Genomic DNA, 26,742 nt, shown 5'->3' with positions numbered 1-26,742 from the left:
GGATATTATTTGAGTTATTAGTCCGTTAGTCAATTGGTATAGATGAATGGCTTTTGAGAATCGACAATACGTATAATCGTATGTTTTTTACAGGTAAGTTATTCCAATAAAAACAGGATATAAGATCTGATTTCATAAAGGCAATAAAAAAGCTCCCTGGGGCGAGGAGCTTTAAAGTAACTAAATTTGTTTTTGGAGTATAATTTTACTGTTGGGGGTCAATGCAATTATTACATTACAAATGTCGGTTAGTTTTCAGGATATTATTTGAGTTATTAGTCCGTTAGTCAATTGGTATAGATGAATGGCTTTTGAGAATCGACAATAAGTAAAGAGTTCTTAATTTTCTTTTTTATATTTTTCTTTCCTGTTAATTTAGGCTCACTAAAACCGTATTTTTCGGAATTATAGAAATCGGATTCACCACAAAAAAACTTTCCGGGTTTTATGTAAAAAGATAACAAATAGGAATAGATAAAGTTTATAGCGATAATTTTTTTTAATATCTTTACGAAACTTGACAGTTCAGGGAATTCATCAGGAATGGGATTTTCTGTAGTAAAAAATATTATTATAATAGTGAAGTTGAGGTTGAAAGTGCTTTAGGTGATGGAGTTGCATTTTTCTTAATACTCAAAATATTAAACAAGGAGTCCCAACTTAACTATATTTTCTTTCATACGGAATTAGGTGTTAATCCTGTAGAATATTAATTCAATTTCCTAACAAAAACATAGATTATGGAGGAACCAAATTTCAGTTATATTTCACAGCTTTCTGGAGGGGATAAAGTTTTTGAAGAAAAGATATTTAAAGTTTTAAAAATGGAGTTTCCTGATGAAAAGGAGACATATCTAACTAATATTGCTAAAACTAACTTTGATTTAGCGTCGCATAATGTACATAAAATCAAACATAAAATTAGTTTGTTAGGACTTGAGAAAAGTTATGAATTGGCATCAGCACATGAGATAAACTTAGGCGACGGGAACGCTGTACTACATGAGAGTTTTAATGAGATATTAAATACCATGACCCAATTTTTTGATAAAATCTAAGTATAAATATGCAGTAGTCTTTTACAAATGAACCTGCTGTTTACTGTAATAATTTTATATTTTTCCCATCAAAATGCTTTTCTGTTTTTTCATCAAATAAGATTTTCTCCCGTTCTCTTTCTTTTAAATCATTTTCAGTTAATAAAGACATGACTTTTTAAGGCTAATTACTTTTTTTTGAAGGACTTGCTAAAAAAAAATAGTATCAATTCTTGCACAAGGGTTTTTATTAAACAGGGTCGATGTTCTCAAAAGTTTCCTGAATTTCTTTTATTTTAAACTCCACTTAACTGCTTTGTGGTATAAATGGATATATAATCTTTTTAGTGTTAAACAGCCTGTCTTAGAAAAATGGTGGTTATGCAAAAAAAAATGTTACAGGATTGATTTTTAGTGGTTATGTTTAATAATGTAATATTTTTTTTATTATATTTGAGTTAAAGAACTGGGATTTTATTCTATGTGTTTTACTCAATAGAAATCCAAAGTTCCATTTTCTTAATACAATTCAAATACAAATAGTGGTTCTGAAGATTTAAATCAACTATAAAATTAAATATATATGAAAATTGTAATTGTTGGAAGTGGCTATGTCGGGCTTGTAACCGGGGCTTGTTTTTCTGAGGTTGGTATTGATGTTACCTGTGTTGATATAGACCACAACAAAATCGAAAACCTTAATAAAGGTATTATACCTATTTATGAACCTGGTTTAGAAGATATGATTGTCAGGAACATGAAAAAGGGGCGATTGAGTTTTACAACTAATATAGCAGAGGCACTGCAAGGTGCAGAAGTTTTATTTATTTCTGTTGGGACACCTCCAGATGAAGACGGCAGTGCAGATTTAAAATATGTTCTTGCAGTAGCGAGGGATTGTGGAAAACATATTAATGATTACTTATTAGTGGTTACAAAAAGTACCGTACCTGTAGGTACTTCTGCAAAAGTAAAACAAGCATTACAAGAAGAGTTAGATAACAGAAATGTTACTATAGAGTTTGATGTTGCATCAAATCCGGAGTTTTTAAAAGAAGGAGCAGCGATTGACGATTTCCTAAAACCTGATAGAATTGTTGTTGGAATAGAAAGTGAAAGAGCCGAGGATTTGCTGAAGAGTTTATATAAGCCATTTACCCTTAATGGTCATCCAGTAATCTTTATGGACATTGTTTCTGCCGAAATGACAAAATATGCAGCCAATTCAATGCTCGCTACCAAAATTAGTTTTATTAATGATATTGCAAATCTCTGTGAAATTGTTGGTGCTGATATCAATAAAGTAAGAAAAGGTATTGGATCAGATTCGCGTATAGGGCAAAAATTTTTATACGCAGGAATTGGATATGGTGGTTCCTGCTTTCCAAAAGATGTACAAGCCTTGATAAAAACAGCCAGTGAATACAATTATGATTTACGCGTACTCAAAGCTGTTGAAGAGGTTAATAAAGATCAAAAGCTAGTACTCTTTAATAAAATAATAAATTATTTTGGAGGTGAAATTAAAGGTAAAACCATTGCATTATGGGGACTATCATTTAAACCACAAACGGATGATATGCGTGAGGCGCCTTCATTAAGCATCGTAAAAAATCTTTTAGAAGCTGGTGCAACAGTAAAAGCCTACGATCCAATTGCAATTAACGAAGCTAAACATCATTTTGGGAATTCCATTTCTTATTGCGAAGACCAATACGAAACGTTAATTGATGCAGATTGTTTAGCCATTCTTACTGAATGGCCTGAATTTAAGTTTCCTAATCTTAAAATTGTTCACAAATTACTTAATACAGCTGTGATTTTTGATGGACGTAATATATATGACAGAGAAGAAATTAGAGAAAGTGGTTTTGATTACTTCTGTATTGGTGTTGATACCGCTAAAAATGCTGTAAAATTAAAATCCTAAGCTTATGTCTCGAAAAAAAGTTCTTATAACTGGCGGAGCTGGTTTTGTCGGATCTCATTTATGTGATCGTTTATTAAAAGAAGGTAACGAAGTGTATTGTTTAGATAATTTTTTTACCGGACAAAAACAAAACGTAGTACACCTATTAGATAATCCTTATTTTGAATTAATCCGTCATGATGTTACCACGCCTTTTTTTATAGAAACAGATGAAATTTACAATTTAGCCTGTCCAGCTTCACCGATCCATTATCAGTACAATGCGATTAAAACAATGAAAACATCGGTAATGGGGGCTATTAATATGCTGGGACTTGCCAAACGCGTAAATGCTAAAATACTGCAGGCATCAACCAGTGAAGTATATGGTGATCCTTTAGTTCATCCACAGCCTGAATCTTATTGGGGACATGTAAATCCTATAGGGGAGCGGGCCTGTTATGATGAAGGAAAACGTTCTGCAGAAACCTTGTTTTTAAACTATCACAAGCAGAATAATGTCAAAATAAAAATCATTAGGATCTTCAATACATACGGTCCGCGAATGCATCCAAATGACGGACGTGTAGTTTCGAATTTCATTGTTCAGGCTTTGCAAAATCAAGATATAACAGTGTACGGGCAGGGCAATCAAACCCGAAGTTTTCAATATGTTGATGACTTAGTAGAAGGTATGATACGGCTAATGAATTCTAAAGATAGTTTCATAGGTCCTGTAAATGTTGGAAACCCGAATGAGTTTACGATTCTTGAATTAGCTAAAAAAATAATAGAACTTACAGATTCTAAATCAAAAATTATTTACAAGCCTCTGCCTTCAGACGATCCCATGCAGAGACAGCCGGATATTTCGTTAGCAAAAAAAGAACTCGACTGGTCACCCAGGATAAATTTGGACGAAGGCTTGATAAAAACAATTGATTATTTTAAAACAATTGTTTGAGTCGTACATCGGAGGTGAATAGTTTAAAAATACTTAAAAGCAAAAATTATGAAAAAGAAAATTTTAGTAGTAGATGATGAAGTAAGTATTTGTCTTTTGTTAGATAACTTTCTTTCCAAAAATTATGAGGTAGTTACAATTAATAATGGGTTGGACGCCCTTATATGGTTAGACAGCAGTATTCCGGATTTAATTATTAGCGATATTCAAATGTCAAACATGGATGGCTATGAATTTTTAACAAAACTTCGCCAGCGTGGATTTACAAAGCATACTCCCTGTATTATGCTTTCAGGAAAATCAGAAAGCAAGGAACGCATAAAATGTTACAAATTAGGTGCTCAGGATTATCTCACAAAGCCTTTTAATCCTGAAGAACTGGATGAATTGGTTAAAAAAAACCTGTATCCAATTCATTATGCAATTGAATGGTAAGGGTTTCACAGCCTGAAATTAAAATTTAATTTAAAGACCTAATCAATATGAATCCCAATTTTAATATTTTATACATTGGAAATGTTCCTGCCTATTTTGATAACATAGAAAAAAAAAATAAATGGTCAATAATTACTTTAGAAAATAGTGCCAGGGCTACTAATTACCTAAACACCCAAAAGCATCCCGATGCCATTATTTGTGATTATAATTTAGCAGGAAACAATGGAATTTATTTTTTTGATTGGATCAGGGAAAAAAAAGAATTTGACAGTATCCCGTTTATCCTTTTATCCAGGGAATTTAATGCTGATATTTATAAGTCAGCATTTAAAAAACAAATTGATGATTTTTATGTAACTTCTGTAACTGCGCCAGAAGATATTTTAAACAGAATTGAATTTCTTTGTGGCAATAAAAATCCTTTCAGAGAAAAAATAGCACTAAAAGCACCAGAGGAAAATTACATAATGCCTTTGTCTAAGCGTGTTTTTGATGTTTTTGTAGCCTCTATGGTACTTTTATTTGCCTCGCCATTTTTGCTGCTTATTATACTTGCTATACGATTAGAATCAAAAGGAAAAGTATATTACATATCTAAAAGGGTAGGTCGCAAGACATTTGATTTTTATAAACTTCGATCAATGCGAACGGGTTCAGATGAACTTTTGAAAAAATTAGCTCAAGAAAAAAACCAATACAAAAAAGAACAAGCAACAGCAACAACCAATCCGCTGGATATTCCCTGCCCAAAATGCAGTGAATTGCCAGAAGGAGAATCCTGTTCGCCTTTAATGTATATAGAAACTTTTGTGATTTGTGACTATTGGTTTAATGTCCAAAAGCGGGAAGCAGCAAAAAACAATTCAACTTTTGTTAAAATTGTAGATGATCCCCGGGTTACTAAAGTTGGCAAGTTCATTAGAAATACCAGTATTGACGAACTACCACAGTTAATTAATGTTTTGAAAGGGGATATGTCGATTGTAGGTAACAGACCATTGCCTGTTTATGAAGCTGAGTTATTAACTGCAGACGATATATCAAAAAGATTTTTGGCTCCTCCGGGTATAACAGGTTTATGGCAGGTAGAGTTAAGAGGCAAAGGCGGAAAAATGTCTGAAGAGGAAAGAATGCGCCTCGATAATGAATATGCAGATCATTTTAAAGGTGATAATTATTCATTTTGGTATGATTTAAAACTCATTTTAAGAACAATTCCGGCCTTGCTACAAAAAGGCTCAGTTTAAAAAGGTTAGCTTCCAAATATTTTATATGAAAAAGATATTCAAAATAATTATCCTTTTTGCTTTAATGGTGTTTTCATTGAATTTTGCAGAGGCACAAACAATTGGAGATAATGATGCTTCAATAAACGGCAGTGAATTTGAATTCCCACCTCTTAAAACGGTTATCGATTCTGTATTAAAACGAAATTCGATGCTTAAATTCAGAAAAAATCATATTGGTGTAAAGGAATCTACTTTAGAGTCTGAACGTATTTTTTGGACAAGAAATATTGGCGTGCAGGTTGATGGCAGATACGGAACATTAAATAATTTTTCAAATAATAATGATGGGGTTTCTAATACTGTTAATTCAACTCTTTCAACCCAATATAATTATAGCATAGGCCTGTATTTAAAATTTCCGGTATTCGATATATTAAACAGGAAAAATCAGCTTAAGCTGGCAAGACTGGAGATTGAAGAAGCAAAAAGTATGACTTCATTTCAAGAAGACGAAATAAGACAAACCGTTATTAAGCTGTATCAGGATGTTATTCTTAAGCAAAAAATGCTTCTAATAAAGTCTAAAAACTTTGGTAATGGAAAAGTAAATATGGAAATGGTCGAAAAAGAATTTAGAAATGGAATAGTGCCAATAGCAGAATATGTTAGAATTACAAGTATAACTTCAAATTTTGAGGCTGATTATGAATTAGCAAAGTCAGAATTTATTATTGCAAAACAATTGCTTGAGGATATGTCAGGTCTTGTATTCGATTTAAGAAATTCAAATTAGAAAGATGAAAATAATTGATTTTGTGAGATTAATTTTAAGGCATTTGTTGCTCTTGTTACTGGTTCCGGTAGTACTTGCTTCAATGGTTATATTTCTTACTAAGAATCCAACCTTTGAATTTTCTTCCCAAACCGTTTTATACACTGGTATCGCCACGGGTTCTTCTATTGAAATGGACAAAACATTTAATTATCAGGCATCGAATGCTGCATTTGATAATTTAATTAATATTATCAACTCAAGGGAAACTCAGGAAGAAGTTGCTGTCAGGTTACTAGCACAGCATTTAATGCTTCCAAAGGCAAATCCTAGATATATATCCAAAACTTTTTATGACCAATTAAAAAATAAAGTTCCTGCTCATTTGTACAAGTATGTAGTTCATGAAAATAGACCAGTGCCTGCTTCAATGGAAATAAGTGATACTGATAAAGCGCTATTCCCACCTGAAATAAATAGGGCAGATTACGAAAAAACAGTTCAGAATTTAATGGCTTTAATGAAGAGCAGCAATACTAATTATGTCTATGAACTGCTTAATTATGGCAAAGATGATCATTATTCTCTCAAAGCAATTGCTACAGTAACCGCTATGAGAATATCAAATAGTGATTTGATAAAGTTAAGCTACACTGTTAATGATCCTGGCATTTGCCAGCAAACACTAGCGATCTATAATCGGGTTTGTATTGTAAATTACAAGCACGTTAAGGAAAATAGATCTGATGCGGTTGTTAAATACTTTGAAGGCCAGCTGGAAAATGCCAGACAAAAATTAGCAGCAGCTGAAGATATTCTTCTGGAGTTTAATAAATCGTCTAATATAATTAACTACTATGAACAGAGTAAAGCTGTTGCGGTCGTTAAGGAAGATATGGATGTTGATTATAATAAAAAAATAGCAGATTTAGCTGGTATCGAGGCTTCAACGAAACGATTGGAAGAAAAACTGAAAATACAAGAAGCGATACAGCAAAAGACGGCTGCTATTCTTGATAAAAAGAAACAGATAGGTGACCTCAATTATAAAATAGCTTTGATCAAGGCGAGATTTGAATCCAATAATAATGAAGAAGATTTAGCAAAAATAACAGAACTAAATAAAAAAGCTGATACATTATCAAACGATATTGAAAGAAATGTCGCTGAGTTGTATTCCTATCAAAATTCTATCGACGGTTTGCCTGTTTCCAAAATACTTCCGGAATGGATGGATAATGTAGTTGAAGCAGAAAATATTAAAGCAAAAATTAAGACAATAAATGGACAGAACAAAGATTTTCAGGTAAAATATGCAAATTATGCCCCGGCTGGAGCTACTATAAAAAGAATTGAACGGGAGATTTCGGTATCAGAACAAGGGTATTTAGAAATACTGCACGGATTAAATTTGGCAAAACTAAAATTGCAGGATAGTGAACTTACATCCAACCTGAAAGCTATTGATCCTCCTTTTTATCCTTTATCTCCTAACCCAACAAAACGAACACTGTTAATTATTGCAGCCGCCATTCTGGGAGGGCTTATAACACTGGCAATTATTTTTGTAATGGAGTATTTTGATGACACTTTGAAGAATGCTAAAATAGCAAGTAAAAAACTAGGCATGAACTCTTTAGGTATGATGCCTAAGCTGGTTTTAGATCCCGGAAGCATCAATTTAAGCTACATTCAAAAAAGATTAATTGAGATAATTACGCAAAATGTACTGCAATATTTTGGAGCGCATCACTCTGATAAAAAGACAAAGACCATTATTGTTTTTAGTACTCAAAAACAGGAGGGAAAAACAGTAATAGCGGGTAATATTGCCAAAACATTGAAGAACGAGGGCAAGAAAATAGTAATGCTTACCTATGAAGGAACAAAAACACCAGTAAAAAAAAGACATTTGAAATTTTCCGGATTAAATAAATTTTTAGGGTATACAGATCCTCGAATCGATTATGATAATCCATTTTTAGCAGCTGTTTCTACTTATCTTGATGCTTCAGAGTATTATACTTATGCAATAAATAATGACTTTTATAATGCTCAAAACTTCACAGACATTTTAAATCAAAATAACATTGCTTTAAATTATACCCCAGATTTTGTAATTATCGAGTTACCTGCACTCATTGATTATATCTATCCAATAGAATTAATAAACCAAGCAGATTTAAATATTCTTGTTTGCCGCTCTAATCGGGTATGGTCAGATGCAGATCAATCTGCCATAAAAAATGTAGTAGCGGCCTCTGAATCAAAAATTAATTTCATAATTAATGGCGTTGCAATTAATGAGGTTGAAGCAGTTTTAGGAGAGTTACCAAAAAAACGAAGCTTATTGAGAAGGAAATTAAAAGCCATGTTCAAATTTCAATTTTTTTCTAAGAACCAAATTTAATTCATGAGCTAATGAAAACACTTAAAGCTATAGTACGCGAAGATAATTTTCTGTCATTAACGGGAAATCTGGTCATTGCCGTTTTAGGTATTGGTGGTTTTGCATTATTAGCGAGAGGTTTGTCCTTGGATGTTTTTGGTCAATGGGTTTTATTTATTACCGGAGGATCTTTTATAGAAATGTTTCGATTTGGGATTACTAATAATGGTTTAATACGTTTTTTATCCGGTGCAGATGAATCGTCCAGAATAGAACTAATTGGCTCTAATGCTTTGATTGGTTTGGTGGCAACTCTTGTAATTGCACTTATCATGATTTTTTGTTATCTGCAATTCAATCATGAAATTAGTAATTCCGGATATAATTTATTTTTTAAATGGTATCCGTTATTGGCATTTCTAAACCTCCCATGGAATAATGCTCTTGTTGTTTTACAAGCAGATAGGAAGTATGATAAAATACTGGTTTTGAAATCAATAAACAGCGGTTTGTTTTTTTTGGTGATTTTAATTAATTTTTTTACAGGTGCAATGTCAGTAGGTAAATTAGTCATTGCTTTACTTTTTATAAATGCTTTTACCTCATTAATAAGCATAGTTTTGGGCTGGGATGGTACTAAATTTATTTTCAAAGCCAATAAAAAGACAAACAAAACCTTGTTAGATTTTGGAAAATATACTACGTTCACATTAATAGGTACGAACCTGTTAAGAAGTGCAGATACCATAATTATCAGTTTAAGCCCATTAGGAAGTGCCGCTGTTGCTTTATATAGCATACCATTAAAATTGACCGAATTACAGCAGATTCCTCTTCGTAGCTTTGTTGCAACCGCATTCCCTAAAATGTCTAAAGCCAGTGTTCAAGGAAAAACAGAAGAAGTAAGGAATTTGTTTTACACCTATTCTGGAGCCTTAACGTATCTTTTTGCAGGACTTAGTTTATTCACATTTGTATTTGCAGAATTCTTTGTATGGGTAATAAGTGGGAGTCAATATTTAGTAACGGATCCAGAAACAGGATTTAATGTTGTCCATATTGTTCGGGTTTTCTCTATTTACGGATTGTTATTGCCCATCGACAGGATGACAGGTATTGGCTTAGACAGTATTAATAAACCAAAAATTAATGCCATAAAGGTATTTGTTATGGTTTTGGCAAATATTATAGGTGATTGTATAGCCATTTTTATGTTCAAATCGTTATTACTAGTTGCAGTTGCGTCAATAATTTTCACTTTAGTTGGCATTTGCATGGGAATGTATTTTTTGAACAAAGAACTGACTTTGGCTTATAAAGAAATTTTTTCAAGTGGGATCAATTTTTATAGAGACCTTATTCATAAAGCGACTAATACTAATCTGAATGAATCAGCAAAAACCAAGTAAACTAAAGTAAAGTGAACACAAGTAGCAACAATATAAATCCTTTTGATAAATCCTCTGGTTCTGCTAGTTTGTCTAGTCCAAAGGGACTTGTGTTTTTGTTTTTGACACTAGTGTTAATTGCATTAGTAATTACAAAATTAAAAATAGTTGGAATAGGTCTTTTAGTTGCACTTCTGTTTGTGGTTTTCTTTTTATATAAATTGTTTACGTATCCAATTCTTGGTTTTTATACGGCTATTGGTCTTAACTTTTTGGTACTTGGCTTAACACGCTATGTAACAGGTTTGCCTTTAGGTTTTGCCATAGATGGTGTCATGATTTTAACCTTTTTAGCATTAATTTTTTCCAAATTCAGGGAAAAGGTTGATTGGTCACCTGCCAATAAAGACATTACTTATCTGGCAGGTATTTGGTTGCTATATTGCATATTTCAGCTTGTAAACCCAGAAGCCCGAAGTGTTGAGGCCTGGATTGCAGGCAGAGGCCTTGGGTTTTATTTCTTTTTCTTTATTATTCTCACCTTTTTATTTATAAATACCCATAAAAAGTTAGATATACTGTTGTATGTCTGGGGTGTTTTCTCCATAATTGCAACCCTTAACGGGATGAAGCAGTTGTTTATCGGGGTAGATGCTGCCGAACAGGCATGGTTAAATGCGGGGGCCGCTCAGACTCATGTACTTTTTGGTAAATTAAGGGTTTTTTCATTTTTCAGTGATGCGGGGCAATTTGGAGGAAATCAAGGGTATACGGGTGTAGTGGCTATTATTTATTCTATGACCAAAAAAGGTTTTGCTAAAGTATTTTTTACAATCGTTGGAATATTAGGATTCTACGGCATGTTGATATCCGGAACCAGAGGTTCAATTGCAGTTCCATTGGGGGGGCTAATGACTTTTTTTTTACTGAGAAAGAATATTAAAGTTTTGTCATTTGGTGTACTATTTCTTGCTATTTTTTTTGTTTTTTTCAAATACACAACTATCGCTAATGGGAATGACCAAATAAGACGAATGCGAAGTGCGTTTGATCCCAATGAGCCCTCGTTGCAAGTACGATTAAACAATCAGAAAATACTGAAAGCCTATTTGGCATCAAGACCATTTGGAGGAGGTATTGGCCATGCAGGCGATAAAGCGCAGCGATTTTTGCCAAATGCTTTTCTTTCGCATGTAGCCACAGACAGTTGGTACGTTTTAATTTGGGCAGAATTAGGTATTATAGGTTTGCTATTTCATTTGTTTGTTTTGTTTTATGTAATAGGCAAAGCATCCTACAAAGTCATGTTTATTATTCGAGATCCAATAACCAAATTAAAAATGAGTGCGCTAATTTCTGGAATGGCGGGTGTTATGGCGGCTTCCTATGGCAATGCCGTTTTAGGGCAAATGCCTACTGCCTTACTTATTTATGCAACTATAGCGATAATATCCAATCCTGAAATTTTTGAAAAAGGCAACATAGAGAATCAACCAGAATTAAGTACAGCACAAAACTTATAACCTACTAACCACCGTGTAAAGCCATGATAATAATTATTAAAACCAAAAGCTATGTACTATAGAAATGTAAAAGATTTAAATACTATCATACTTCAGCGATTAAGTGTAATTCCGCGTAATTTTGATTTGATTGTTGGTGTTCCGAGAAGTGGGATGCTTCCTGCAAATTTATTGGCCTTATATCTTAACAGGCCTTATACAGATATTCATTCTTTTTTGAATGGACATATCTATAAAGCAGGTGCCAGAAGCCAGTTTTTTGATATTTCAGAATTTAAAAACATACTTGTGGTCGATGACAGTATTGCTTCAGGTGCTGCTATGATCGAGGTTAAAGAAAGTTTGAAACATCTGAACGATCAATTCAATATAAAATATTGTGCAGTTTATGTCATTCCTGGAAAAGAAAAAATGGTTGATTATTTTTTTGAAGTGGTGCCTTTACCTAGGTATTTTCAGTGGAATATTCTCAATCATACCACTCTGGAAAAAGCCTGTTTTGACATTGATGGGGTTTTGTGTGCAGATCCTTTGCCGGAACAAAATGACGATGGAGAAAAATACATCGATTTTATTTTAAATGCCCCACCATTGTTTATACCCGGGAGTAAAATTGGGACAATTGTTACCTCACGTCTGGAAAAATACCGCAAGGAAACCGAAACTTGGTTAGCGGCCAACAATATCAAATACAATGAATTGGTTATGCTGGATTTACCCAATATGGAAGCCAGACAGCGAGCCAACAGCCATGGAGATCATAAGGCAAAAGCCTATTTAGCAAAACCATACGTGCTTTTTGTTGAAAGTGAATACCATCAGGCTATTGAAATCAATAGGTTGTCAAAAAAACCGGTTTTGTGTACTGCTAATTTTGAAATGATATTCGAATCGGAATCTTTTATGTATAATCTTAAAAGTGGCAAACATTTGCCTTTCCTTAGAAAATATGCTTTAAAAATGAGAGATATACTGAGAAAGTTTAAATAAGAGAAATTAATTAATCTTAAACCCTAACGGTTTTTAATTATAAAATTTATTATGCTAGTATTTAACATCATACAAGTTATTTTATTAAGCCTTCTGGGTTTGGCAACGTTATATATTTTAATATTTTCCGTTGCAAGTTTGTTTTATAAACAAAAAAAATATTCGGATAACGGAAATATAAAAAAAATAGCAGTGCTTATTCCAGGTTACAAAGAAGATGAAGTAATTGTTGAAGTTGCAAATGCTGCATTACAGCAGGATTATCCGTCTGATTTTTATGATGTTGTAATTATTGCCGATTCTTTTCAAAAAGAAACCATATCGGAGCTAAAGAACTTACCGATTAGCGTAATTGAGGTAAGTTTTGAAAAAAGCACAAAATCTAAAGCGTTGAATAAAGCCATGGCCACTCTCGAAAGGGATTATGATATCGCAGTGGTTTTAGATGCTGATAATGTTATGGCAAATGACTTTTTGAAGCTAATAAATGCAGCTTTAGAACATGGCTTTATTGCCGTGCAAGGCCATCGTACTGCCAAGAACACGAACAATTCCTGGGCCATTCTTGATGCTATTAGCGAAGAAATTAACAATAATATTTTCAGGAAAGGACACCGGGTTTTAGGACTATCATCTGCAATAATTGGTTCTGGGATGGCTTTTCAATACCATTATTTTAAAACACTTATGGCTACTGTTACTGCCGTTGGGGGATTTGATAAAGAAATTGAACTCAAAATGCTTAAAGAAGGAAACAAAATTGTTTATCTCAATGATGCAATGGTTTTTGACGAAAAAATTCAAAAAGCTGAGGTGTTTGGCAATCAACGTCGCAGATGGTTGTCAGCACAATTGCATTACTTTAAGAAAGATATTTTAAATGCCTGCAAGCATTTAGTTATGAAAGGTAATGTCGATTATTTCGACAAGGCAATTCAATTTATTCAGCCTCCTCGAATATTATTACTCGGAGCCGTTATACTGTGCAGCGTTAGTTTTGTGATGCTAAACTTCTGGCTAGATAATCAAAATTCTTATTCGGATTATTGGGGGGTCTTGTTAATAGCCTGTGTATTGTCTTTTGTTTTCTCTGTGCCAAAATCCTTTTACAATAGCAAAACTTTAAAAGCATTAATGAGTTTGCCAAAAGGAATGTTCATGATGTTGTTGTCTTTGTTAAAAATTAAAGGTGCTAATAAAACTTTTATTCACACACAGCATACCTCAGGTTCAAAAAAACAGGCTTGAAATTATGTCATAAAAGATATTAGTCCAGAAATGTAAAAATGAAATCGTAATTACTTCTCATTCTTCTACGGATAAAGAAGCAATCAATCTAAAAAAAGCAGCGTTATGAAAATAGGTATAGAAGGGCAACGACTTTTTCGCAAGAAAAAACATGGAATGGACATGGTAGCTTTAGAACTGATAAAGAACCTGCAAGAGCTAGACCATGTAAATGACTATTTCATTTTTGTAAAACCTGATGAAGATCGATCTGCTCTTACAGCCACTTCGAATTTTACGATTATTGAATTAAATGGAGGACCGTATCCTACATGGGAGCAAATAGCATTGCCCAATGCTGCCAAAAAATATGGCTGCGATATCTTGCACTGCACCAGTAATACTGCACCTTTTTTTACCTCTATTCCTCTAATAACGATTCTTCATGATATTATTTATATGGAAAGTAGTTATTTGAAAATACTGAGAAGTAGTGCAAGTACCTATCAAAAATTTGGAAACATTTATAGAAAATTGGTCGTACCTCGTGTAGTAAACAAGAGTAAAAAAGTGATTACTGTTTCTCATTTTGAAAAAAACAGAATTGGGGAGTTCTTTGGGATTAAAGACAATACAAAACTAGATGCTATCTATAATGGAGTAAGCGAACATTTTAAACCCATTACTAATAGAGAAGAACTCAAACGTGTTAAAGAAAAATACAATTTGCCCGACAAGTACTTCTTTTTCTTAGGAAATACAGACCCTAAAAAAAATACAAAAGGTACTCTTAAAGCTTTTTCCGATTTTTTAAAACGTACAGCCTCTAATCATAAACTCGTAATGTTGGATTATGATAAAACAGAACTGAATAGCTTGTTGAATGAAATTAACGACCCCAATCTCATTCATCATATTGTTTTGACAGGCTATGTGATTAATTCTGATTTGCCAGCTATTTATTCTCAATGCGATATCTTTCTCTATCCGTCACTTCGCGAAAGTTTTGGGATTCCTATGCTGGAAGCCATGTCGTGTAACGTGCCTGTAATCACATCAAATACTTCATCAATGCCTGAAATTGCAGAAGATGCTGCCCATATTGTCAATCCGTTTCAATCTGAAGAAATTACAGAAGGATTAATTACAATTCTAAATAATGAAGCCTATCGCCAATCGATTTGTGAGAAAGGTTTAGAGCGAAGTAAACAGTTCTCCTGGAAAAATATGGCCAAAGAGTATTTGAAACTTTATGAATCAATTCATGTCGAACAATTAAAAAATACGAAATCATGATAAAAGGGAAAGATATTATAGTGGTAGGCATACAAGCCTGGGATATTGAAATAGGTAGTAATTGCAAGAATATAGCATTGGAGTTTGCCAAACACAATCGGGTTTTATATGTAAATCCACCGATGGATAGAGCTACCATGGGGAAAGATAAGCATAAAGAAAAAATTCAAAAAAGAATCAGAATCAAAAAAGGGCTTGAACCTGATTTATACGAGATTGAAACCAACCTATGGAATCTATATCCTAAAAATAGTGTTGAATCCATTAACTGGTTGCCTCTTCATATTGTTTTTAAAATCTTGAACAGGAGAAATGCTCGTTTATTTTCAGAAGATATTACATCGGCGGTCAAGCGATTGAATTTTAAGGATGTCATTCTCTTTAATGACAGTTCCATGTTTTTAGGAAGACATTTGAAAGAATTTTTACAGCCCAAAGTATACGCTTATTATATGCGAGATTATTTGGTAAAAGTACCATATTGGCAAAAACACGGAGAACAAATGGAACCTGAAGTCATACAACAAGCGGATGTTTTATTGACGAATTCTGATTTTTTTGCCGATTTTGGATTACAATACACTACTCATAGTTATATGGTTGGACAAGGTTGCGATGTCTCACACTTTAGTGACAATGAGGGTGCTATACAAGTTCCCGCAGCATTCAATAATGTACCATCACCAATTATTGGCTATGTGGGGTCGCTTATCAGTTTAAGGTTAGACATCAATTTACTTGAATATATAGCAGAGCAAAGAAAAAACTGGAGTATTGTTCTCGTAGGGCCGGAGGACGACGATTTTAAAAAATCAAAATTACATCAATTGCCGAATGTGCATTTTTTTGGGAGTAAAGATAGTTCAGAACTTCCGGCTTATGTAAAAGGTTTTGATGTAGCCATCAATCCGCAGTTGACCAACAACTTAACGATTGGGAATTATCCAAGAAAAATCGACGAATACCTTGCAATGGGAAAACCAGTAATTGCAACGCAAACCAAAGCAATGGAAATGTTTAGTGAGTACGTGTATCTGGCATCTTCAAATGAAGAGTACATTACCTTAACCGAAAAAGCTCTGGAAGAAAACTCAAAAGCACTAGAAGAACAAAGAGCCAATTTTGCTAAAAGTCATACTTGGGAAAACAATGTTAGTGCTATCTATAATGCAATAATTAAAGCAACCAAAAACAGAATGCAATGGGATTAAAAGAAAAAATCAAATCAAATGAACAATTAAAAAAAATGGTTCACTGGTCGATACTTATTCCTAAACAAACAAGACCAAGACTATGGATTAAGTGGTTCGTAAATCCTTTTTATCATAAAAAAGGAAAAGGAGCCCGAATTAGACCCCGAACAAGATTGGACGTTGTACCATGGAATAAATTTGAACTTGGAGAGGATTCAACTATTGAAGATTTTTCAGCAATTAACAATGGTGTTGGTCCTGTCATTATTGGAGATAGAACCAAAATAGGGCTTAGTAACACCATCATTGGTCCGGTCACTATCGGAAATGACATTAGACTTGCTCAAAACATTACCCTTTCGGGCTTAAATCATAATTATGAAGATGTAAACCTTCCTATTCATGTTCAGGGAGTATCTACAGCACCTATAACTATTGGCAATGGTACTTGGATTGGTGCTAACGTGGTGGTTTTGGCTGGAGTTACCATTGGTAAAAATTGTGTTATTGCGGCGGGAAGTGTAGTCACAAAAGATATTGAAAGTTATGCTGTTGCGGTTGGGAATCCCGCCAGAGTGTTGAAAAAATACAATCATGAAACCCAAGCATGGGAAAAGGTCTAACACGGGTATAAATTTGATGTCAATAAAACCTGACTACGTAGTGCCAGATTAGAATTTTTAAAACTTATTTTTTAAATCATTGAAGTTGTTTTGTCTTTAAAGTAGGAAGGTAGTCTACCAATATAAATTGAACGGAGTTTTGCTTTTAGGAAAGTCCTAAATCCAAAGATAAAATTTTAAGCAAATAAAAATGATAACATTAACAATACTATTTTGGATCTTACTTTTTGTAATTGTTTATACCTATGTAGGTTACGGTATTTTGTTGTATGCAATTATAAAAATCAGAAGGTTTTTTAAGATGGGCAAAAAGCTAGCAATAGATCCCTCTTATGAACCCGAAGTGACCTTGTTTATTGCCGCTTACAATGAAAAGGATTATGTAGCTGCTAAAATGAAAAACACCTTAGAACTCGAATATCCTAAAGAAAAAATCAATATCGTTTGGGTTACCGATGGATCTGATGATGGCACACCCGATGTATTAAAAGGATATCCCAACACCACGGTTTATCATTTAGATGAGCGCAATGGTAAAATTGGAGCAATGAATCGAGGGATGGATTTTGTGAAAACACCCATCGTAATATTTAGTGATGCCAATACCAATCTCGGGAAAGAATCCATAAGACGCATCGTAAACTTGTTTAGCAATCCAAAGGTTGGTTGCGTTTCTGGAGAAAAACGAATTGTTGACAAAGAAAGCGATGTCGCCTCTGGTGCAGGAGAAGGCATTTACTGGAAATATGAATCGGCATTGAAAAAATGGGATGCCGAATTGTACTCAGTGGTAGGAGCTGCTGGGGAACTTTTTGCCATTCGAACAGCCTTGTACCGCCACGTTGAAAAAGACACCTTACTGGATGATTTTATAATATCACTGCGAGTGGCTCAAGAAGGGTATACCATTCAATATGATCCTGATGCCTATGCTATAGAATCAGCTTCGGCTAATGTGAAAGAAGAATTTAAACGCAAAGTCAGAATCTCTGCAGGAGGCATTCAATCTATTGTGCGACTTCGTTCTTTGCTGAATGTTTTTAAATACGGAACGCTTTCCTTTCAATACATTTCGCATCGCGTTTTGCGCTGGAGTTTAACCCCATTATGCCTCATACTTCTTATTCCTGTTTTGTCAATTTTAGCGATCAACGAAGGGATTTTCTCTTTTGGACTGTATTCCACACTCTTTTGGTTACAGGTTCTTTTTTATGTTGCAGCTTTATTAGGTTGGTTTTTAGAAAACAGAGAAACCAGAGTCAAGATTTTGTTTGTGCCTTACTACTTTTTTATAATGAATGTATGCGTGGTTTTAGGCTTTTTTAGGTATATGAAAAAATCACAATCGGTTAACTGGGAAAGAGCACAACGAGCGAGTTAGCCTAAAATAAAGTTTGTAAACTATTAGATTTCACTTCAAAAAAGTATAATTATGAATAGAAGAAAAGCTATCGGCGGAATTTTAGCCCTCACAGGAATTGGGATTGCTACTTATACTGGATTTAATCTTTTTTATGTGAAATCCAGAAAAGGTCAGCTCCATGATTATAAAAATTTAGTTTCAGCCTTAGTCGATGTAATTATCCCTGCTACCGAAACTCCAGGTGCCAAACAAGCTAACGTTCAGGATTTTGTTATTAATTATATGGAATCCTGTTCTTCTGTAAAAGAATATAATAATTTCTTTGATGGCTTAATTGATCTTCAGGAAACATGCATCAGTACCTATGGCTCTAATTTTGAAAAATGTACGCTACAACAACAAGTAGCCATCGTAAAGGATTTGGATAGTACTTATGAAGGTTCGGGTTTGTTTTCTAAAATTAGAAATAAAATATCGGGTCGTCCTTTTTATACCATTTTAAAAGCATTAACTGTAGAAGGATATTGCACGTCAGAATTGGGAGCGACACAACATTTAGTGTACGAACCTATCCCTGCTAGATACAAAGCAATCACCACCATACAACCCAATCAAAAAGCTTGGGCAACAAAATAGCTATAGTATGAAAAACCAAACAGAAACAAACACCTTTGATGCTATTGTTGTAGGATCCGGAATCAGTGGAGGATGGGCTGCGAAAGAACTCACAGAAGGCGGCTTAAAAACCTTGGTGTTAGAAAGAGGCGGAAAAGTTGAACACGTAACGGGCTACACAACCGCTTTTCTGAATCCTTGGGATTTTAAGAATAGAAAGCATTTGACCAATAAAGAACTCGAGGAACGACCCGTACAAAGCAGTCATTGTAATGCCGCCGACAAGCATTTTTATGTAAATGACAAAGAGCATCCCTATATTCAGGTGGATCCATTTAAGTGGATTAGAGGCTATCAAGTTGGGGGACGTTCACTCACTTGGGGTCGACAAAGCTATCGTCTTTCAGATTTAGATTTTGAAGCCAATAAAAAGGATGGTTATGGAGTCGACTGGCCTATACGCTACGCAGATTTGGCTCAATGGTACGACTATGTTGAAGATTATGTAGGTATTAGTGGAAGTTCAGAGTCCATAGCTCATTTGCCAGATGGTATTTTTTTGCCACCGATACCACTGAATGCCATAGAACAGCATTTAAAACAAAAAGTAAAAGAGCATTATTCCGATCGGGTTATTATAAACGGTAGAGTGGCAAATTTAACCCAGCCTAAGAAAGGAAGAGGTCCTTGTATGTATCGCAATTTATGCAGTCGAGGCTGTCCTTTTGCTGGCTATTTTAGTAGTAATTCGGCAACATTGATAGATGCACAGGAAACAGGGAATTTAACGTTGAGAGCCAACTCTATTGTGAAAGAAGTGCTGTATGATGCCAAAACTAAAAGAGCTATCGGAATAAAAATTATTGATGCTATTTCAAAAGAAGAGCAGACGTTCTATGCCAAGCTAATTTTCTTAAATGCCTCGGCAATTGCCACAGCTGCTATCTTATTGAATTCTGTTTCACCGTCTTTTCCTAATGGTTTAGGGAATTCAAGTCAACAAGTCGGACACAATTTAATGGATCATATCGTCAATGAAGGCACGTATGGAACTTTTGATGGATTATTGGATAAATATTACGAAGGAAGGTCGCCAGGAACCATTTATATTCCAAGATTTCAAAATATCAATAAGCAAACGCAAAACCCTGATTTTGTCAGAGGATATGGAATTCAGGGAAAAGGAGAACGGGAGAATTGGGAATCAAAAGCTACGCAAGGTTTTGGTGCATCTCTAAAAGCACAATTGCAAACTCCCGGTAAATGGACGATCTCTCTTGGTGGTCGAGGTGAAGTATTGCCAAATTATGAAAATAAAATTTCTCTTGACACCCAAAATCTGGACCAATGGGGATTACCATTGGTTAAGGTTCATTTTAAATATGGTGATAACGAACTGGCAATGATGGAACATATGACCAAATCAAGTGAGGAAATTTTAACCAAAGCAGGGTTTAAAAATGTAGGAAGTTATAGAACGAGTCCGCCCCCAGGATCTGCTGTACACGAAATGGGAACGGCAAGAATGGGGAATGATCCAAAAACATCCGTTTTGAACAAATACAACCAAATGCACGATGTGAAAAATGTATTCATTACAGATGGTAGTTGTATGACGTCATCTGCTTGTCAAAATCCTTCTTTAACGTATATGGCACTTACTGTAAGAGCTTGCCGATACGCAATCGATCAACTTAAATCTAATCAGATATGAAAAAAACAAAATACATAGTGTTCTTTTTTGCTTTGCTATTTGCGGGCTCTATAATTGTTATATCATTTCTGGTTAAACAGCCTTCCTATACGATTCATACTAGTGGGAAACTGTACATATTTAGTAAATTAAGCAGTGATTATAAAGTTATTGATTTAAAAAACGGAGAAGAATTAGCAGAATACCCTATTCAGATTGAACCGCATGAAGCAGTTGCAATACCAAATCAAAATAGAGTTGTTGTCACTAATTATGGTAATCCTGAAGGGCCTCGAGATTGCATAACAGTTATTAATACAAAAACAGATAAAGTCGAAAAAACAATAAATCTAAAAGGGAGTTTAAGGCCTCACGGTATTGCTTCTTTTCCAAATTCTAATAAGGTTGGAGTGCTAACTGATGTAGGGAATGATTTGTCAATCGTTAATATTAAAACAGGTCTTGTAGAAAAAAAAATACAAACACAGCAGGAAGTTAGTCATCTTATTGTACTTCATCCTTTTAAATCAGTAGCTTTTGTCACGAATATAAAATCGGGTTCAGTTAGTGTTATTGATCTCGATCTGAATAAGGTAATTCAAATTATACCTTGTGGTTTAGGAACAGAAGGTATTGACATTACACCCGATGGTTCGGAACTTTGGGTAACTAATAATAAAGACAATTCTATCAGTATAATTAACACCTCTACTTATAAAATTACAAACACTTTAAATACGGGAAAGGAGCCTTTACGGCTTAAATTCTCCATAGACGGAAAGTATTGTCTGGTTGCAAATTCTAGCGGAGGAACTATTTCTGTGTTTGGTCAGCAATCTAAAAAACTAATTAAGACCATAATTATTCGGGGCAAAAATAATAGTATAGAACGATTGCTTTATCATACACCGCGTCCGGTTGGAATTTTAATGCATCCTAATGGTTTATTTGCTTTTGTTTCGAACTCAAATGCAAATGAAGTTGAAGTAATTGACATGAAAACTTTCGAGATCGTAAGCACCATTGGCACTGGGAAAATTCCAGACGGTCTGGCTTTTGTAAATTAATTTGATACTATGAATATGAAGTATTTAAAATATATCTTACTGTCGTTTGTTGTTTTCTTCATAGTCATAAAGCTGGCACTTTTGATTTTCAGATTACCTTCTTACACGATAAAAACCAGTGGAAAATTATATATTGTGAGTAAGGTGAGTAAGGATGTTCAGGTATTTGATTTATCTGCTGGTAAAGAAATAGAAGAAATTCCTATTGACATATTATCTCACGAAGCTGTAACAACTTCAGATGAAAAAAGAGTGGTGCTTACTAATTATGGGGCTAGTGATGGCAATGTCATTAAAGTCATAGATGCTAAAACCAGTACAGTAAAAGAAATAGATTTAAAGGGAAATATAAGAGTAAATGGCATTGTTGCTTTTCCAGAACCAAATAAAGTAGGTGTTATTGATTTTGTTAGTAATAACATATTAATCATAAATATTGATACCGAACATATTGAAAAGCAACTACCAACTAAACAGAAAAAGAGCCATCTTCTGGTACTTCACCCAACTAAGGCAATTGCTTATGTAACCAATATCGATTCAGGTTCAGTAAGTGTTATTGATCTGAAATTAAACAAAGTTATTGCAATTATTCCTTGTGGATTGGGAAGAAAAGGTATCGATATAACGCCTGATGGATCAGAATTATGGGTGACCAACAATAAAGAAAACAATATTACTGTAATAAATACCTCGACTTATAAAGTTACGAATACTTTGATTACAGGCAAAGATCCGTTAAAACTTAAATTTTCTATAGACGGTAAGTATTGTTTAGCTGTCAACGCTATTGATGGTAATATTTATGTATACAACCAAGAATCTAAAAAGAGAGTAAAAATTATTATACTTCACGGCAAAACAACGCTATTAGAGAAAATACTTTATCATACACCACGCCCTGTCAATATTCTGATGCACCCTAATGGCTTATATGCTTTTGTCGCCAATTCCAACGCAAATAAAATTGAAGTGATTGACATGAAAACTTTTAAGGTTGTAAGCACCATTGGAACAGGAAGGGTTCCTGATGCTATGGCTTTTATAAATTAGAATATTTTTTGATTATATTTATAAAGCAACATAAATTTTATGAAAATTAGGTAAGCTTTATATCTCATACAGGATGCTTCTAAATCCGCTAAATTTGAGAATGTTATGTTGAAATAAAACTTTTAGTATATTTTGTTTGGTTGAGTAATATACCTTTTAGTATATTTGTTCCGGAAAAAAAGACTTAATAAGTGTGTAAAGCAGAACTAGCGCAACTTTTTGTACCTGATGAAATAGTAAAAACTCATCATTATTAAATCTTAATTAAATTGAATAGATGCCAAATAAAGAAGTTTTAAGCAACTCATTCCAATTTTGCCAGAAGATTTCCAATACGAGGCAGTAACCATAATCGGGCATATTATAATAATTTATGGCCCGTTCCTTAAAACCTGCTGCATGAAAATGATATCTCGATAGATATTTTTAGAATTATGGACGCAAAAATAGCAGGGCAGAAAATGGCATGCAAGAAAATGTAGAGCCAGAAAAACCGGTAAATTGACATCCAATGTTTCAAAATCATTTAATAATATAAATAATCAGTTCAAATGCACGAAAAAAATAGCACTAAAGTATCATCGCATGGAATGAATCCGATAGGAAGTAATCAAAAAACAAGATGGCAGATTTAGTATGTTTATCCTGATTTATAATTTAACCTTTAATATATTTGTCAAAAAAAATACCGAATCAATGTTAACAAAAGCAGAAAGAACAAAGCAATTTATACTAGAAACAGCAGCACCACTTTATAATGAAAAGGGGATTTCTGGTGTTAGTATTGATGATGTCCTGGAAGCAACTAAATTGACTAAAGGCTGTATTTACGGACATTTTGCAGGTAAAGACGATCTTTCACAACAGGTTATTGAATATTCTTTACGCAATTTAACAGAAAAACTTACCACGCTTGTGATGAGGGAAAAAAGTGCCAAGGACAAAATTACTACCTTTATCGATTTCTATAAAAATCCTATTAATACTTTTATCGCCGGAGGCTGTCCAATATTTAACACGGCAGTTGAGGCAGATGATAATTTTCCTGAGATCAAAAAAAAAGTAGCCTTGTCACTGTTGGCAGGGCAGAAAGAACTTTCCAATATTCTCCAACAAGGAATAGATAATGGAGAGTTTTCATCAAAGCTTAACCCTGCAAGATTTGCATTTAAGATGGTTGCTGCAATTGAAGGAGGCACGGTAATGTGTCGTACAATTGATTCTGCACAGCCTATGTATGAATTGGTGAATGATTTGAAGGAAGAACTTAATCAGTATAGTCTGTAACCAGTAATAGATAAGGTATTTCCATTTGAACAGGCTCAACAAGCATTGGAATATGCAGAGAGTGGCAGAGCCAAAGGAAAAGTAGTGCTGAAAATGAAATAAAAGCAACAGTAAATCGGGCTTATTCTTGGTCTGGTACACATGAAAAGTTTGACTGTTTACGGTAAATCTAAAAGCTGAGGTTTAATTAAGCTTTTATTCAAGATTGTTTCCGGTGAAGTTGAATATATTAATTTCGCTAATTTCAATACAGAAAGTCACAAGTAGCCACTCTAATCAAGTGGCTCTTTTTTTAACAAAAAAAGCGAAAATATTTAATTATTCAGCATTAATCCCAAAATCTGTGGAGTAGTAAAACTAAAGAAACAGGATTGTTCTATATCCTAAAATCCTTTTTTGTACTTAACAATCATTCCAATACTCTTTTGAAAACGTTGTTGGTCGAAATAGTATGAAATAGAATATTGATTTACTTAAATTTATATTTTTAATCAACCTTACTAGCAAAACATTAATTTCAGATCTAATGAAAAACATTATTTTATTGCTTGCTTTTTTTTTAATACTAACACCCGTTTGTTCTCAGGAATTGGTCAAAGCTCCTGAACCATTTGGTCCATTGCCAACACAAAAGCAAGTGGATTGGCATGAAATGGAATTGTATGCTTTTGTGCATTTCTCATTAAATACATTTACTAATAAAGAGTGGGGCTATGGTGATGAGTCTCCGCAGTTGTTCAATCCAACAAATCTTGATGCACGTCAATGGGCCCGAATTGCTAAAGAAGCTGGAATGAAAGGAATTATATTAGTAGCAAAACACCATGATGGGTTTTGCCTATGGCCGTCAGCTTACACAGAACGCTCTGTGAAAAATTCTCCGTGGAAAAATGGAAAAGGCGACGTAGTAAAAGAATTGGCTGCTGCTTGCAAAGAGTACAATTTAAAATTAGGATTGTATCTTTCTCCATGGGATAGAAATCATGCTGAATACGGCAAACCGGAATACATTACCTATTTCAGAAATCAACTAAAAGAACTGCTTACTAATTACGGCGATGTTTTCGAAATGTGGTTTGATGGTGCAAATGGCGGTGATGGTTATTATGGCGGGGCAAATGAAACCCGAAAAATTAATACGCTTGAATATTACAATTGGGATGAAACCTATAAATTAATTTACAAAACAGCACCAAAAACTTTGGTGTGGGGTGTAGGTCCTTCAGAAGCCAGATGGATTGGAAATGAAGAAGGACGTGCAGGCAAAACAAACTGGAGCCTTTTGCGTCAGAAAGAGGAGTTGGCCGGAAAAGTACATTATAGTGAATTCATGTCTGGACATGAGGATGGAGAAAAATGGGTGCCAGGCGAAGCAGATGTTTCTATTAGACCAGGATGGTTTTATCATGCTGTTGAAGATGATAAAGTACGCTCGCTCGATGAAATGGTCGATATCTACTATGAATCAATTGGTCGTAATGCAAATTTATTACTTAATCTTCCGGTAGATAAAAGGGGACTGGTACATGAAAATGATGAAACCAGATTAAAAGAACTTGTTACTGTTATAAAAGAAGACTTTAAAACCGAATTATTAGCATCAAGTAAAGTAACAGCAACTAATACCAGAGGTAACAGCAATGAATTCGCAGCTCAAAATGTAACAGACGGTAATAAAGATACTTATTGGGCTACAGATGATAATGTAAAAACAGCTTCGATTGTATTTGATTTTGAAAAGCCTACAGCTATCAATCGGATTTTGCTTCAGGAATATATAAAATTAGGACAACGTGTAAGGGCTTTTTCCGCTGAAGCTAAAATTGACGGACAATGGAAAAGTATTGCCAACGAAACTACTATTGGCTATAAAAGAATTTTAAGGCTAGACAGAATTACAGCTTCGGCACTTAAAATTAATATCACGGACTCCAAAGCAAATTTTGTGATTTCGAATATTCAGGCTTATAATGCACCAACTTTTGTTCGGATCCCAGAAATTCTGAGGGATAAAAATGGAAATGTTACTATCAAATCGCAGGAAGGAAATAGTATCTATTATACTCTTGATGGTTCTAAGCCCACTTTAAAAAGCACCTTATATAAAGGTGTCTTTAAATATAATAAAGCAGTTCAGATAAAAGCGATAGCGATCAATAAAGATGAAAAGATCAGCAGTGCCATTACAACTGCAAAGTATGGGGTTTCTAAAGAAAAATGGAAAGTGGTTACCGCTTCAGGTGGGGATATGAATTCCGTAAATAGAATTATAGACGGAAATCCTGATACAGACTGGAGTTTTAGAAGTGACAGTAATAAACTTTCACAGGAAGTAGTAATTGATATGGGAGCTATTCTAAAAATAACAGGGTTTACTTATATTCCGCAACAAGTAGGTAACAATCTTAATTTAATCTCTAAATACGAATTTTACACAAGTTTGGATAATATAAAGTGGATCCTGCAATCTCAGGGAGAATTTTCAAACATTAAAAATAATCCCATAGAACAAGTAAAAACATTTTCTGAAACTAAAGCAAGATACCTGCGTTTTGTTGCGAAATCAACAGAAGAGAAAGCACAGACATTTTCGATTGGTGAAATCAATGTGATCGATAAGTAAATAAACAAAACCGAAACAAACATTGATTTTTTTTAAAAGTTTCTGATTCTGTCTTTTGCCGAA

At 34.0% G+C, this 26,742-nt stretch carries 22 protein-coding genes; all 22 read left to right on the top strand.

The window, feature by feature from the left end; genetic code table 11:
- The first annotated feature begins 740 nt into the window (after positions 1–740).
- On the top strand, positions 741–1,058 hold the full coding sequence (locus tag DMB65_RS19210; protein WP_110308252.1) for an Hpt domain-containing protein: 318 nt from the start codon (positions 741–743) through the stop codon (positions 1,056–1,058).
- A gap of 562 nt (positions 1,059–1,620) precedes the next feature.
- Positions 1,621–2,967 (top strand): UDP-glucose dehydrogenase family protein, encoded by a 1,347-nt coding sequence (locus tag DMB65_RS19205; RefSeq protein ID WP_110308251.1) that lies wholly within the window; start codon positions 1,621–1,623, stop codon positions 2,965–2,967.
- A gap of 4 nt (positions 2,968–2,971) precedes the next feature.
- On the top strand, positions 2,972–3,910 hold the full coding sequence (locus DMB65_RS19200) for a UDP-glucuronic acid decarboxylase family protein (protein WP_110308250.1): 939 nt from the start codon (positions 2,972–2,974) through the stop codon (positions 3,908–3,910).
- 48 nt (positions 3,911–3,958) lie between these two features.
- Positions 3,959–4,345 (top strand): response regulator, encoded by a 387-nt coding sequence (locus DMB65_RS19195; protein WP_110308249.1) that lies wholly within the window; start codon positions 3,959–3,961, stop codon positions 4,343–4,345.
- Between the two features lie 47 nt (positions 4,346–4,392).
- Positions 4,393–5,595 (top strand): sugar transferase, encoded by a 1,203-nt coding sequence (locus DMB65_RS22660; RefSeq protein ID WP_110308248.1) that lies wholly within the window; start codon positions 4,393–4,395, stop codon positions 5,593–5,595.
- 25 nt (positions 5,596–5,620) lie between these two features.
- On the top strand, positions 5,621–6,370 hold the full coding sequence (locus tag DMB65_RS19185; RefSeq protein WP_110308247.1) for a TolC family protein: 750 nt from the start codon (positions 5,621–5,623) through the stop codon (positions 6,368–6,370).
- Between the two features lie 4 nt (positions 6,371–6,374).
- Positions 6,375–8,759 (top strand): exopolysaccharide transport family protein, encoded by a 2,385-nt coding sequence (locus tag DMB65_RS19180; protein WP_110308246.1) that lies wholly within the window; start codon positions 6,375–6,377, stop codon positions 8,757–8,759.
- Between the two features lie 11 nt (positions 8,760–8,770).
- Positions 8,771–10,147 carry a lipopolysaccharide biosynthesis protein gene (locus DMB65_RS19175; protein ID WP_110308245.1) on the top strand — a complete coding sequence of 459 codons (1,377 nt, stop codon included), beginning with the start codon at positions 8,771–8,773 and terminating at the stop codon, positions 10,145–10,147.
- Positions 10,148–10,158: 11 nt separating this feature from the next.
- The gene (locus tag DMB65_RS19170; protein WP_123955363.1) at positions 10,159–11,649 is read left to right on the top strand and encodes an O-antigen ligase family protein; all 1,491 of its coding nucleotides are present in this window, start codon (positions 10,159–10,161) and stop codon (positions 11,647–11,649) included.
- A gap of 51 nt (positions 11,650–11,700) precedes the next feature.
- Positions 11,701–12,639: a phosphoribosyltransferase family protein gene (locus tag DMB65_RS19165; RefSeq protein ID WP_110308243.1), complete on the top strand. Its 939-nt coding sequence runs from the start codon at positions 11,701–11,703 to the stop codon at positions 12,637–12,639.
- Between the two features lie 51 nt (positions 12,640–12,690).
- Positions 12,691–13,887, top strand: a complete 1,197-nt coding sequence (locus DMB65_RS19160; protein ID WP_110308242.1) for a glycosyltransferase — start codon at positions 12,691–12,693, stop codon at positions 13,885–13,887.
- A 105-nt stretch (positions 13,888–13,992) separates the two neighbouring features.
- Positions 13,993–15,162: a glycosyltransferase family 4 protein gene (locus DMB65_RS19155; RefSeq protein WP_110308241.1), complete on the top strand. Its 1,170-nt coding sequence runs from the start codon at positions 13,993–13,995 to the stop codon at positions 15,160–15,162.
- Positions 15,159–16,373: a glycosyltransferase gene (locus tag DMB65_RS19150; RefSeq protein ID WP_110308240.1), complete on the top strand. Its 1,215-nt coding sequence runs from the start codon at positions 15,159–15,161 to the stop codon at positions 16,371–16,373. The genes DMB65_RS19155 and DMB65_RS19150 overlap by 4 nt, the downstream gene beginning before the upstream one ends.
- Positions 16,364–16,978: an acyltransferase gene (locus DMB65_RS19145; RefSeq protein WP_110308239.1), complete on the top strand. Its 615-nt coding sequence runs from the start codon at positions 16,364–16,366 to the stop codon at positions 16,976–16,978. The genes DMB65_RS19150 and DMB65_RS19145 overlap by 10 nt, the downstream gene beginning before the upstream one ends.
- Before the next feature lie 190 nt (positions 16,979–17,168).
- Entirely contained in the window at positions 17,169–18,359 is a 1,191-nt protein-coding gene (locus DMB65_RS19140) for a glycosyltransferase family 2 protein (protein ID WP_110308238.1), read from the top strand.
- Positions 18,360–18,410: 51 nt separating this feature from the next.
- On the top strand, positions 18,411–18,977 hold the full coding sequence (locus DMB65_RS19135) for a gluconate 2-dehydrogenase subunit 3 family protein (RefSeq protein ID WP_110308237.1): 567 nt from the start codon (positions 18,411–18,413) through the stop codon (positions 18,975–18,977).
- A gap of 7 nt (positions 18,978–18,984) precedes the next feature.
- Complete coding sequence (locus DMB65_RS19130; protein WP_110308236.1) at positions 18,985–20,670, top strand: GMC oxidoreductase; 1,686 nt, start codon at positions 18,985–18,987, stop codon at positions 20,668–20,670.
- The gene (locus DMB65_RS19125; protein WP_110308235.1) at positions 20,667–21,716 is read left to right on the top strand and encodes a beta-propeller fold lactonase family protein; all 1,050 of its coding nucleotides are present in this window, start codon (positions 20,667–20,669) and stop codon (positions 21,714–21,716) included. The genes DMB65_RS19130 and DMB65_RS19125 overlap by 4 nt, the downstream gene beginning before the upstream one ends.
- 135 nt (positions 21,717–21,851) lie before the next feature.
- Entirely contained in the window at positions 21,852–22,769 is a 918-nt protein-coding gene (locus tag DMB65_RS19120; protein ID WP_230470725.1) for a beta-propeller fold lactonase family protein, read from the top strand.
- Positions 22,770–23,465: 696 nt separating this feature from the next.
- Positions 23,466–24,056 carry a TetR/AcrR family transcriptional regulator gene (locus DMB65_RS19115; protein WP_230470724.1) on the top strand — a complete coding sequence of 197 codons (591 nt, stop codon included), beginning with the start codon at positions 23,466–23,468 and terminating at the stop codon, positions 24,054–24,056.
- Positions 24,057–24,062: 6 nt separating this feature from the next.
- Positions 24,063–24,158, top strand: a complete 96-nt coding sequence (locus DMB65_RS22605) for a zinc-binding dehydrogenase (protein ID WP_262511966.1) — start codon at positions 24,063–24,065, stop codon at positions 24,156–24,158.
- 424 nt (positions 24,159–24,582) lie between these two features.
- Positions 24,583–26,679, top strand: coding sequence for an alpha-L-fucosidase (locus DMB65_RS19110; RefSeq protein WP_110308233.1), 2,097 nt, complete (start codon positions 24,583–24,585; stop codon positions 26,677–26,679).
- Positions 26,680–26,742 lie beyond the last annotated feature (63 nt).

The sequence above is a fragment of the Flavobacterium cheongpyeongense genome, from assembly GCF_003202435.1.
GTDB classification, from domain to species: Bacteria; Bacteroidota; Bacteroidia; order Flavobacteriales; family Flavobacteriaceae; genus Flavobacterium; species Flavobacterium cheongpyeongense.
This window is presented reverse-complemented; position numbering and strand designations above follow the sequence as displayed.